The organism is Sphingopyxis sp., assembly GCF_025869345.1.
In the GTDB taxonomy this organism is placed as follows: domain Bacteria; phylum Pseudomonadota; class Alphaproteobacteria; order Sphingomonadales; family Sphingomonadaceae; genus Sphingopyxis.
In genome coordinates, this window is sequence record NZ_JAOZVW010000051.1 from 1 (window position 1) to 11,152 (window position 11,152).

Consider the following 11,152-nt stretch of genomic DNA (forward strand, 5'->3'; position numbering starts at 1 on the left):
ATCGCTGTAGCGCTGCCCCGATGGGTGTCTCGACTTCGCTCGACACGAACGGCATTGGGATGGTGCCGATTTAACGCACGGCGCTCTAGGTATCATCGTCATTGCGAGCGAAGCGAAGCAATCCAGGGCAGATTACGCCAGCTCTGGATTGCTTCGCTCCGCTCGCAATGACGAACCTGCTGACGCGACCCTACTCCGCCACCGGCGTCTCGATCGGCGGCTGGCCCTTCTGGCTCGCGGCATAGGCTTCGACCGCCTTCAGCACGCGCAGCATGTTGCCGCTGGCGATCTTTTCGAGGTCGGCCTGGCTGTAACCGCGCCGCGCCAGTTCGACGAACAGCGCGGGATAGCCCGACACGTCCTCCATGCCCACGGGCGCCGAATCCATCCCGTCATAATCGCCGCCGAGCCCGATATGATCGACCCCGATCGTCTTCCTGATATGGTTGATATGGTCCGCAACCTTCGCGACATCGGTCGTCGGCGCCGGATGGCCCGCGTTCCACGCCTTGAGCCCGGCCGCGGCCGCGGCGGGATCGCCCGGATACATCGCCTTCAGCCGCGCCTGCTCGGCGGTGCGCGCCAGGCTCTGGGCGCGAACATCGGCGTCGAGGAAGCTCGGCAGCAGCACCACCATGATGATACCGCCGTTCGCCTTGACGAGCGGCAGCACGCTGTCGGGGACGTTGCGCGGGTGCGGGTTGATCGCGCGCACGCCCGAATGGCTGAACATCACCGGCGCCTTCGACGCGGCGATCGCGTCCTTCATCGTCGCTTCGCTCGTGTGGCTCAAATCGACGATCATCCCGATGCGGTTCATCTCGCGCACCACCTGCACCCCGAAATCGGTGAGCCCGTCGTGCGCGGGCGCGTCGGTCGCGCTGTCGGCCCAGGCGATGTTCCGCGAGTGGGTCAGCGTCATGTAGCGCGCGCCGAGGTCGTACATCTGCCGCAGCACCGCCAGCGATCCGCCGATCGAATGCCCGCCTTCCATGCCGATCATCCCGGCGATCTTCCCCGCCTTCATCGCCTTTTCAAGCTCGGCGCTGTTCGTCGCGAGCGCAAGGTCGTCCGGGTAACGCGCCACCAGCCGCTTGATCACGTCGATCTGCTCGAGCGTCTGCTGGATCGCCTGCGGCTCGTCGGGGTTGGCGGGCACATAGACCGACCAGAATTGCGCCCCGACATGGCCCTTACGCAGCCGCTGAAGATCGGTGTGCATCGCGATCTCGGGCGGATTCGCGTCGGGCCGGGCGGTATCGGTCGTGTCGCGGAAATCGAAGCTGCCGATCATGTTGCGAAAGCGCTCGCGCAATTGTTCGGGCACGTCGTTATGCCCGTCGAACACCGGCGCCTTCTTCAGCGCGGCTTCAGCGACCGCCTCGGGCGACGCCTGCGCCAGCGCGGGGGTGGAGACGAGGGCGAAAGCGGCAAGGCCGGCGAGCAGGATCGATTTTGTCATGGCCCGCGACCTTAAGCGACAGGGCGCGGAAATCGAGCCGAATTTTCCCGCGACCGCAGGTCGCCTCCAATTTGCCTCACGCAAAGGCGCGAAGGCGCGAAGAAAAAGAGCGCCCCGATCTTCTTCGCGCCTTTGCGCCTTTGCGTGAGATTAAATAGCGCCTCCGGCGCGCCCGAACTTGACGTTTACGTCAACCCGGCGCAGCATCCCCGCATGACAGCTTTCGACGACTGGCGCGCCCGTTCGCCCTATTATGACGAAACCCACGAAGCGCTCGCGCAAAGCGTCCGCCGCTTCGTCACCCGCGAAATCGCGCCGCATATCGACCACTGGGAGGCCGAAGGCGAACTGCCGCGCGAGCTGCACAGGAAAGCGGCCGAAGCCGGCATCCTCGGCCTGCGCTATCCCGAACAATATGGCGGCCATTCGGAAGGCTTCGACAATTTCCACAGCCTCGTCCTGACCGAGGAACTCGCCGCGGTCGGCGCCGGGGGCCTCGGCGCCTCGCTGATGACCCACGGCATCGGCCTGCCGCCGATCCTCGCGCTCGGCTCCGAGGAATTGAAGCAGCGCATCGCGCCGCCGGTGCTCGCGGGCGACAGGATCATCGCGCTCGGCATCACCGAAGCGGGCGGCGGCAGCGACGTCGCCAACCTCAAGACGACCGCGGTCCGGGACGGCGACCATTATGTCGTCAACGGCGGCAAGATGTTCATCACCAGCGGCATGCGCGCCGACTGGCTGACCTGCGCCGTCCGCACCGGCGGACCCGGCGCCGCGGGCATCTCGCTCCTCCTCATCGACATGAGTTCGCCCGGTGTCGAGCGGACCCGGCTCGACAAGATGGGCTGGCGGTGCAGCGACACCGCGGCGATCCATTTCAGCGACGTCCGCGTCCCCGCATCGAACCTGATCGGCCCCGAAAATGGCGGCTTCATCGGCATCATGCGCAATTTCAACAGCGAGCGGCTCGGCATGGCGATGGGCTGCTGCGCCTACGCCCGCGTCGCGCTCGCCGAAGCGGCCGAATGGGCGCAGCAGCGCGAAACCTTCGGCAAGCCGCTCGTCGGCCACCAGTCGATCCGCATCAAGCTCGCCGACATGGAGCGCCAGATCGAGGCGACGCAGGCGTGGGTCGACCTCGCCGCCTGGCAGGTCCGCGAGAACAAGGCCCGCCCCGCCGACTTTGCGATGCTGAAAGTGCAGGCGACCCGGATGCTGGAGGCCGTCGCGCGCGAGGCCGCGCAAATCCTCGGCGGCGCTTCCTATATCACCGGCAGCAAGGTCGAACGCATCTACCGCGAGGTCCGCGTCAACGCGATCGGCGGCGGCAGCGAGGAAATCATGCTCGACCTCGCGGGCCGGCAATTGTTCGGGGGCGGACGCTGAACCTCAGCGCGAGGAACGCAAACTCCGTTCGCCGTCCGTCCGTGCCAGGCGTTCCACAAGCGCCACGCGCCGATTATGCGCCGCGGCGGGACCATCCAGATCGTCGGCGAGTTCATAACCGGCGCGGCGCTGCAGATGGCTCAGCAATTCCGCTCGCGCTTCCGGCGGGTGGCGCGACATCTCGTCGGCCAGCGCGTCGATGATCCATGACCAGGCCTCGGCTTCGCTGTCGTCCAGCCGATGCGAACAGGCCGGTGTTTCGGCGCTTGCCGCCTCCCTGGCTGCTGCGACAGGGGGCCATATGACGGGCGCTGCACAGGTCTTTCGCCATTCCATCTGCAGAAACGCGCTGACCCAGAGCCCGAAATAGCCCCCCCAGACGAGCACCCACACGATATGTTCGCCGATTGGCAATGGCGTATCGGACAAGGCCCGATTGGTAACATAACGTAGCACCAGCATGATCAGCGATGCCCCGGCGACATAGAGCGCCAGCATCGCCGGACCACCGGCCCCGGTCCGCGACCGCATCGCCGCCCGCAGCACTTGCGCGTACAGCAGCGTGCCCCCCGCGATCGACACCAGGCGAACATTGCTCATCCATAAGTAGCGCTCGCCGAACACGGTTTGCGCCCACGCCGAAAGCACGAGATAGGTGAAGCTTCCGAAGAGGCCTACCCAAAGCATAAAGCGTCCGGAGCCGCGGTCCGGCGATGATGATTGCAAGGTCTGGTACATGCCGAAAGCGATAGCCAATCCATTGATCTTGCGAAAGCAACAGGCGACCAACCGTCGGTGTTTTGGCACAAACGGCATCCCTTGATCCTACCGCTTGCCAAAAGGGGATGGCATGGGCGATGTTCGGTGCGACGTGACGCGTGGCAGGTAATCAGGAAACGGATGATGGAAATATTCGACATGACAGGGGATGGTCAGGGCGGCTGGGCCGATGCGGCAACCGGCGAACTCGATGCGATGATCGACCTTCGCCGCGCCATTCACCGCGAGCCCGAACTGGGCTTGCAGAATCCCAAGACGCTCGCGAAGATCAAGAAGGCGCTCGCCGGCCTGCCGCTCGAATTTCGCGAAGGGTCGTCGACCACGGGGCTGATCGCGATCCTGCGCGGGCCCGCGAACGGGCGCACGGTGCTGCTGCGCGGCGACATGGACGCGCTGCCGCTGGTCGAGGATACGGGGCTCGACTTCACCTCCGAAACCAGCGGCGCGATGCACGCCTGCGGGCACGACACCCATGTCGCGATGCTCGTCGGCGCCGCGAAGCTGCTCTGCGCGGCGCGCGACCGGCTCGCGGGCACGGTGATGTTCATGTTCCAGCCGGGCGAGGAGGGGCATCACGGCGCGCGCTTCATGCTCGACGACGGGCTGATCGACCCGCTTCCCGACGCCGCATTCGCGCTCCACATCATGCCCAACGCGCCGCACGGCGTCTTCGCGGGGCGCGCGGGGCCGCTGCTCGCTTCGTCCGACGTGCTGTCGATCATAGTCAAGGGCGCGGGCGGCCACGCCTCGATGCCGCAAGACGGCATCGACCCGATTCCGGTCGCCTGCGAAATCGTTTCGGCGATCCAGACGATGGTCACGCGCCGCATCTCGGTCTTCGACCCCGCGGTGATCACGATCGCGAAGATCGCGGCGGGCACGACGAACAACATCATCCCCGAAACCGCCGAGATGCTCGGCACGATCCGCACCCTGTCGCCGCACCGCCGCGCGATGGTCGCGGAGGAGTTGAAACGCCTCGCCCCCGCGATCGCCGAAGCGCACCGCTGCACCGCCGAGGTGCATATCGAGGAAGGCTTCCCCGTCACCATCTGCGACAGCCGCGCCGTCGCCTTCGGCCAGTCGGTGGTCGAGGAGACCTTCGGCGAGGCCGCATGGCTGACGATGGAGAGCCCGGTGATGGGCGCCGAGGATTTCTCCTACGTCCTCGAAAAGGTCCCCGGCGCGATGTTCTGGCTCGGCGCCAGCGAGCAAGGCAGCGACTGGCGACAGTGCTGCGGCCTGCACTCGAACCGCATGGTCCTCGACGAAAGCGCCATGGCCCGCGGCGCGGCGCTGCACGCGGCGCTGGCGGAGCGGTTTTTGAGCGAGGGGTTCGGTTAGATCGGGTTCACGCGAAGACGCGAAGGCGCGAAGAGATCGTGTTCGGGCCGAAAGGCCCCATTTTCCTGCAACGGCGTGGTTCGCCGCGCTGTTTCTGGAAAAAGCCGCTTCGCGGCAAGCACAACCTCTTCGCGCCTTCGCGTCTTCGCGTGAATCAAATTCGCGCCACCCTCACGGCACCAGCACCGTATCGACCGCCTCCGTCGCGAGGTCGGGATAGTCGAGCGTATAGTGCAGCCCGCGGCTTTCCTTGCGGTGGAGCGCGCTCTTGACGATCAGTTCGGCGCACTGGAGAAGGTTGCGCAGCTCGATCAGGTCGGTCGTGACGCGGAAATGGCCGTAATATTCGCCGACCTCGCCCGACAGCATGTTGATGCGGTGCTGCGCGCGTTCGAGCCGCTTGGTGGTGCGGACGATACCGACATAGTTCCACATGAAGCGGCGGATTTCGGTCCAGTTCTGCTTGATGACGACCTCTTCGTCCGAATCGGTGACGCGGCTTTCGTCCCACGGCCGGATCGCGGGCGGGGCGCCGAGATCGTCCCAGTGCGCCACGATATGCTTCGCCGCCGCCTCGCCGAAGACGAAGCATTCGAGCAGGCTGTTCGACGCAAGGCGGTTCGCGCCGTGCAGCCCGCTCTCCGTCACTTCGCCCGCGGCATAGAGCCCGGGAAGGTCGGTGCGCCCGTCGAGGTCGATCAGCACCCCGCCGCAGGTATAATGCTGCGCGGGCACCACCGGAATCGGCTGTTTCGTCATGTCGATGCCGAGCGTGAGCAGTTTCTCATAGATGTTGGGGAAATGCCCGGCGACGAAATCGGGGTCCTTGTCGCTGATATCGAGGTGGACGTAATCGAGCCCGAAGCGCTTGATCTGGTCGTCGTTGGCGCGCGCGACGATGTCGCGCGGCGCGAGTTCGGCGCGCGGGTCGTAATCGGGCATGTAGCGATGCCCGGTGACCGGATGCTTCAAAATCCCGCCCTCGCCCCGCACCGCCTCGGTGATCAGGAAATTCTTGACCTCCAGATTATAGAGGCAGGTCGGGTGGAACTGCATCATCTCCATGTTCGAGACGCGGCAGCCCGCGCGCCACGCCATCGCGATGCCGTCGCCGGTCGCGCCCCGGGGGGCGGTCGAGAATTGATAGACGCGCCCCGCCCCGCCGCTCGCGAGGATCGTCGCCCGCCCGACATGGGCGTGAACCTCGCCGCTCTTTTCGTCGAGCGCATAGACGCCCCACACGCGGCCCGATCCCGAATAGCGTTCCTCGTGCCGGCCGGTGATCAGGTCGATGCACGCCTGCCCCGGCAGCAGCGTGATGTTCGGATGCGCCTCCGCGGTCCGCAGCAGCGCCGCCTGCACCGCCCAGCCGGTCGCATCGTCGACATGGACGATGCGGCGATGCGAATGCCCGCCCTCGCGCGTCAGATGGAGCGCGCCTTCTTCCTTGTTGAAGGCGACCCCCATCTCGATCAGCCGCTCGATCGCGTGCGGGGCATTCTCGACCACGAATTCGACCGTCTCGCGCCGGTTGAGCCCCGCGCCCGCGACCATCGTGTCCTCGATATGATTCTCGAACGTATCGCCCGCGTCGAGCACCGCGGCGATGCCGCCCTGCGCCCAGGCGGTCGACCCGCCGGTCAGCTCGCCCTTCGCGAGCACCAGCACCCGGCAATGATCGGCGAGCGCGATGGCGGCGGTCAGCCCGGCGGCGCCGGAGCCGACGATGATGACGTCGTGGGAAACTTCTGCTGCCATCAGATCAAACCTCTATGTCCGTTCGTGTCGAGCGAAGTCGAGACACCCCTCGACCTGTCCCGAAAGGTGTCTCGACTTCGCTCGACACGAACGGAAAATGGAGGCTATCCATTCGCCGCCCGCGTCAAATTCAGGAACACGTCCTCCAGATCGGCCTCGCGGGTCGAGACGTCGACGATGCCGTGCCCCATCGCGTTCACCGCCGCGAGCACTTCGCCCGCATTGACCCGGTCCTTGTTGTAGCTGATCGCCAGGCCCCGCTCGCCCTCGCGCTCGACCTTGTCGAAGGCGGGGTGCGAGGGCAGCACCGTCACATCGGCGTCGAGCGTCACCAGCACCACCTTCTCGCGCGCCATGTCGACCAGCTCGCGGGTCGGCTTGTTCGCGATCAGCCGGCCATGGTTGATGATCGCGATGCGGTCGCACAGCTCCTCGGCCTCTTCCAGATAATGCGTCGTCAGCACGACGGTGACGCCGCGATCGTTGAGCGACTGCACATATTCCCAAAGCTGCTGGCGAAGCTCGATGTCGACCCCCGCGGTCGGCTCGTCGAGGACGATGATCGGCGGCGAATGCACCATCGCCTTGGCGACGAGCAGGCGGCGCTTCATACCGCCCGACAAAGTGCGGGCATAGGCATCGCGCTTGTCGGCAAGATGCACCGCGGCGAGCAGGTCGTCCGAAATGCGCCGATCCTTGGGCACGCCATAGAGCCCGGCCTGATTCTCCAGCGTCTCGAAGGGCGTGAAAAAGGGGTCGAAGACGATTTCCTGCGGCACGATGCCGATCGAATATTTGGCGTTGCGCGGGTCGGCGTCGATGTCGAAGCCCCAGATGCTCGCCGACCCGCTCGTCTTGTTGACCAGTCCCGCAAGGATGTTGATCAAGGTCGACTTGCCCGCGCCGTTCGGTCCGAGCAGCCCGAATATCTGCCCGCGCGGCACCTCGAAACTGACCGTGTCGAGCGCCTGCTTACCCCCGGCATAAAGTTTGGAAACGGCGTCGATGCGGATGGCGGCTTCACTCATGGCGGCTTCCATAGCCGCGCGGCTCGGCGCGCGAAAGGCGCGATTGATGGGTGAGCGCCGCGTTAACGCTAAATTGGAAAGTCGCCGCTAACAGAAGCGGCGTGAGGACCAGCCACATCTTTCGCCCGCTGCCCGTGCAGCGCGGCTTAGCCGCTTTTGCGCTTCTGCTCGCGCCCGCCGCCGCATCGCCGGCGCTGGCGCAGACCGGCGCGCAGGGCCAGGCCGACGCCATCGTGCTGCGGCCGCTTTCCTTCTTTCGGGTCAACGACCTCGATTTCGGCAGCATCATCGCCTCGGGAAGCGCGGGCACGGTGCGGCTCGCCCCCGACGGGACGCGCACGCGCACCGGCGGCGCGACGCTCGTCGGCAACGACGGCGAACCCGCGCGCTTCGCCGGGCTCGGCACCCCGAATCGCCAGGTCAATATCTCGCTCGGGTCGAACAGCATCTGGATCACCGGCCCCGGACAGCGGATGCGCGTGCGCGATTTCGAGATCGGCTCGACCCCGACCGCGATCCTCTCGACCGCCCCGACGCGCTTCGTCATCGCGAGCGCGCTCGGCAATTATAATTTCCCGGTCGGCGCGACGCTCGAGGTCGGCGCGAATCAGGCGCCGGGCGATTATGCCGGCACCTTCACGATCACGCTGAACTATCTCTGACAGGCGATTGCGCTTTTTCCTTCGTCACCCCGGACTTGATCCGGGGTTCATTCGGCGCTTCCTCGCAGGCAGAGGAAGAATGGATGCTGAATCAAGTTCAGCATGACGAAGCGGGAGACCGATTGCCCAGCCTCGCGACCCTTGCTAAAGGCGCGTCGATGACCCAGCCCGCGCCCGAGACGATCCGCACGCCCAAGACCCGCATCGCCTGCGACGGCACCGGCGACGGCCTCGCCAATGCCGCGCTCGGCCATCCGCGCGTGTGGCTGGAGATCGATCCCGACGAAGGCTTCGCCGACTGCGGCTATTGCGACCGGCGTTTCATCCTGACCGGAGGCGTCGCCGACCACGGTTAAGCGCAGGCGTCGCCGACCACGGCTAGGCCGATCAAAGGTTAAACGCGGCTTTACCATCCCCGCGCATCATCGATTCATGCCCTGATCCTATCAGTCTGTTCCAGACAGGAGCAGAATCGTGGGGATTCGAGGGACCAGCCAACAGCGAGCGGCGCTCCGCCGCCTCGCTTTCGCCGCCGCGGCGGCGGGCGCATTCGCGGGCCATCCGGCCTGGGCCGCCAACCAGACGGGCACCGCGACCAGCGTCGTCGTGCGCCCGAACACGCTCGTCAAAAGCGACGATCTCGATTTCGGCACGCTCGCCGCGGGCACGGCCGCCGGCACCGCGACGGTCGACCCGGTCACCGGCGCCCGCGCGACGAGCGGCGGCACCGTCGCGGTCGGCGGGGGCGCGCAGCGCGCGGTCTTCCAGGGCACCGGCGGCCTGCTGCTGATCACCGTCAGCGGCGACAACAGCGTGACGCTGGCCCGCGCGGGCGGCGGCGGGTCGATGACCGCGACGCTGACGCGCGCGACGACGACGAGCGGCGGCGGCATCGCCCTGCTCGGGTCGAGCGCGACGCTGCTGCCGAGCGGGGTGCAGACCTATTATGTCGGCGGCACGCTGACCGTCCCGGCGAACCAGCCGCCCGGCGACTACAGCGGCACCTTCACGCTCACCGTCAATTATTTCTGAACCGAAGAGCGATCGACTTCTTCAACATCGTCACCCCGGACTTGATCCGGGGTCCATTCACGCAGCGCCGAAAGAATGGACCCCGGATCAAGTCCGGGGTGACGAAGGGATGGACCAATAGCTCTCCGCAAAGATCATCGGCGACAAACGGACCTTTGCGCGGATGGCCTGCGCCCCCTATATCGGCCCCATGACCAATCTAGACCCCCGCCGCTTCCTCTATCGCGCCGACGCGCTCGACCCCGATCTCGCGCAGAAACTCGCGCGCGAAGCCTTGGCAAAAGCCGACGACGGCGAGCTTTACCTGCAATATCGCGCGACCGAGAGCTTCGGCTTCGACGACGGGCGGCTCAAGACCGCCGATTATTCGACCGACGCCGGCTTCGGCCTGCGCGCCGTGTCGGGCGAAATGACGGGGTTCGCCCACGCCAGCGACGTCAGCGCCGGGGCGATTCGCCGCGCCGCGGAAACGCTCGCGCTGCTCGACCCGGCCAGCCAGGCCCCCGCCGGGCCGCCGCCGCGCACCAACCGCCACCTCTATGACGAGGCGAACCCGCTCGACCTCATCCCCTTCGCGAAGAAGGTCGAGCTCTGCCAGAAGGTCGATGCCGCCGCGCGCGCGCGCGATCCGCGCGTCGTGCAGGTGTCGGTCGCGCTTGCGGGGAGCTGGTCGGTGGTCGAGATCGTCCGCGCCGACGGTTTCCTCGCCACCGACATCCGCCCGCTCGTCCGCCTCAACGTCTCGATCGTCGTCGAGGAGAATGGGCGGCGCGAGAGCGGCTATTTCGGCCTCGGCGGCCGCTATATGTACGACCATCTGTTTGAGGAGGCGCAGTGGAACCGCGCGATCGACGCGGCGCTGGACCAGGCGCTGGTCAACCTCCGCGCGGTCGATGCCCCCGCGGGCGAGTTCACCGTGCTGCTCGGCCCCGGCTGGCCCGGCGTGCTGCTCCACGAGGCGGTCGGCCACGGGCTCGAGGGCGATTTCAACCGCAAGGGCACCAGCGCCTTTTCGGGCCGCATCGGCGAACGCGTCGCGGCGCCCGGCGTGACGGTCGTGGACGACGGCGCGATGGAAAGCCCGGTCGGCGGCGGCCGCCGCGGCTCGCTCAGCATCGACGACGAGGGTACGCCGACCGGCGAGACGGTGCTAATCGAAGACGGCATTTTGAAGGGCTATATGCAGGACCGCCTCAACGCGCGGCTGATGGGGACGCAGCCCACCGGCAACGGCCGCCGCGAAAGCTTCGCGCACGCACCGATGCCGCGGATGACCAACACCTTCATGCGCGGCGGCAGCGACGATCCCGCCGAACTGCTGAGCCGCGTCAAGACCGGCATCTTCGCCAAGAGCTTCGGCGGCGGACAGGTCGATATCGTGTCGGGCAAGTTCGTCTTCTCCTGCACCGAGGCGTACAAGATCGAGAACGGCAAATTGGGCGACTCGATCAAGGGCGCGACCTTGATCGGCGACGGGCCGAGCGTGCTCACCAAGGTCACCGGCATCGGCAACGACATGGCGCTCGACGAAGGCATCGGCATCTGCGGCAAGGGCGGCCAGAGCGTCCCCGCGGGTGTGGGCCAGCCGACGTTGCTGGTCAGCGGGCTGACGGTGGGCGGGACGGCGTAGCCAAACATAGAGCGTCATTGCGAGCGAAGCGAAGCAATCCAGAGTGGCGTAAACCGCCCTGGATTGC

Annotated in this window: 10 protein-coding genes; 6 read left to right on the forward strand and 4 right to left on the reverse strand. The window is 66.6% G+C overall.

Going from position 1 to position 11,152, the window contains the following annotated elements:
- Positions 1-190: 190 nt before the first annotated feature.
- Positions 191-1,462 carry a dipeptidase gene (locus OJI97_RS05950; RefSeq protein WP_297662038.1) on the reverse strand — a complete coding sequence of 424 codons (1,272 nt, stop codon included), beginning with the start codon at positions 1,460-1,462 and terminating at the stop codon, positions 191-193.
- A 213-nt stretch (positions 1,463-1,675) separates the two neighbouring features.
- On the opposite strand from OJI97_RS05950, the gene OJI97_RS05955 reads away from it, so the two are divergent.
- Complete coding sequence (locus tag OJI97_RS05955; protein WP_297662040.1) at positions 1,676-2,851, forward strand: acyl-CoA dehydrogenase family protein; 1,176 nt, start codon at positions 1,676-1,678, stop codon at positions 2,849-2,851.
- A gap of 3 nt (positions 2,852-2,854) precedes the next feature.
- On the opposite strand, the gene OJI97_RS05960 is transcribed toward OJI97_RS05955, so the two are convergent.
- Positions 2,855-3,589, reverse strand: coding sequence for a hypothetical protein (locus OJI97_RS05960; RefSeq protein WP_297662042.1), 735 nt, complete (start codon positions 3,587-3,589; stop codon positions 2,855-2,857).
- A 180-nt stretch (positions 3,590-3,769) separates the two neighbouring features.
- Between OJI97_RS05960 and OJI97_RS05965 the strand changes: the two genes are divergently transcribed.
- Positions 3,770-4,975, forward strand: a complete 1,206-nt coding sequence (locus OJI97_RS05965; protein WP_297662044.1) for a M20 family metallopeptidase — start codon at positions 3,770-3,772, stop codon at positions 4,973-4,975.
- Positions 4,976-5,146: 171 nt separating this feature from the next.
- Here the strand turns inward: OJI97_RS05965 and nadB are convergent, their stop codons facing one another.
- Together nadB and OJI97_RS05975 are read right to left on the reverse strand one after the other, a co-directional pair.
- On the reverse strand, positions 5,147-6,733 hold the full coding sequence (gene nadB / locus OJI97_RS05970) for an L-aspartate oxidase (protein WP_297662046.1): 1,587 nt from the start codon (positions 6,731-6,733) through the stop codon (positions 5,147-5,149).
- A 104-nt stretch (positions 6,734-6,837) separates the two neighbouring features.
- Positions 6,838-7,761 (reverse strand): ABC transporter ATP-binding protein, encoded by a 924-nt coding sequence (locus OJI97_RS05975; protein WP_297662048.1) that lies wholly within the window; start codon positions 7,759-7,761, stop codon positions 6,838-6,840.
- A gap of 101 nt (positions 7,762-7,862) precedes the next feature.
- Between OJI97_RS05975 and OJI97_RS05980 the strand changes: the two genes are divergently transcribed.
- From OJI97_RS05980 to tldD, 4 genes are all read left to right on the forward strand, one after another.
- Positions 7,863-8,423, forward strand: a complete 561-nt coding sequence (locus OJI97_RS05980) for a DUF4402 domain-containing protein (RefSeq protein ID WP_297662049.1) — start codon at positions 7,863-7,865, stop codon at positions 8,421-8,423.
- A 158-nt stretch (positions 8,424-8,581) separates the two neighbouring features.
- Positions 8,582-8,779, forward strand: a complete 198-nt coding sequence (locus OJI97_RS05985) for a zinc-finger domain-containing protein (protein WP_297662051.1) — start codon at positions 8,582-8,584, stop codon at positions 8,777-8,779.
- A 118-nt stretch (positions 8,780-8,897) separates the two neighbouring features.
- The gene (locus OJI97_RS05990) at positions 8,898-9,455 is read left to right on the forward strand and encodes a DUF4402 domain-containing protein (protein ID WP_297662053.1); all 558 of its coding nucleotides are present in this window, start codon (positions 8,898-8,900) and stop codon (positions 9,453-9,455) included.
- A gap of 190 nt (positions 9,456-9,645) precedes the next feature.
- Positions 9,646-11,085 (forward strand): metalloprotease TldD, encoded by a 1,440-nt coding sequence (tldD, locus tag OJI97_RS05995; protein ID WP_297662055.1) that lies wholly within the window; start codon positions 9,646-9,648, stop codon positions 11,083-11,085.
- Positions 11,086-11,152: the final 67 nt, after the last annotated feature.

Excerpts from the sequence above, each read along its gene's own strand:
- OJI97_RS05985 (WP_297662051.1), top strand. The coding sequence starts at position 8,582 with ATGACCCAGCCCGCGCCCGAGACGATCCGCACGCCCAAGACCCGCATC.
- nadB (WP_297662046.1), bottom strand. The coding sequence starts at position 6,733 with ATGGCAGCAGAAGTTTCCCACGACGTCATCATCGTCGGCTCCGGCGCC.
- OJI97_RS05965 (WP_297662044.1), top strand. The coding sequence starts at position 3,770 with ATGACAGGGGATGGTCAGGGCGGCTGGGCCGATGCGGCAACCGGCGAA.
- OJI97_RS05955 (WP_297662040.1), top strand. The coding sequence starts at position 1,676 with ATGACAGCTTTCGACGACTGGCGCGCCCGTTCGCCCTATTATGACGAA.
- tldD (WP_297662055.1), top strand. The coding sequence starts at position 9,646 with ATGACCAATCTAGACCCCCGCCGCTTCCTCTATCGCGCCGACGCGCTC.
- OJI97_RS05960 (WP_297662042.1), bottom strand. The coding sequence starts at position 3,589 with ATGTACCAGACCTTGCAATCATCATCGCCGGACCGCGGCTCCGGACGC.
- OJI97_RS05950 (WP_297662038.1), bottom strand. The coding sequence starts at position 1,462 with ATGACAAAATCGATCCTGCTCGCCGGCCTTGCCGCTTTCGCCCTCGTC.
- OJI97_RS05975 (WP_297662048.1), bottom strand. The coding sequence starts at position 7,761 with ATGAGTGAAGCCGCCATCCGCATCGACGCCGTTTCCAAACTTTATGCC.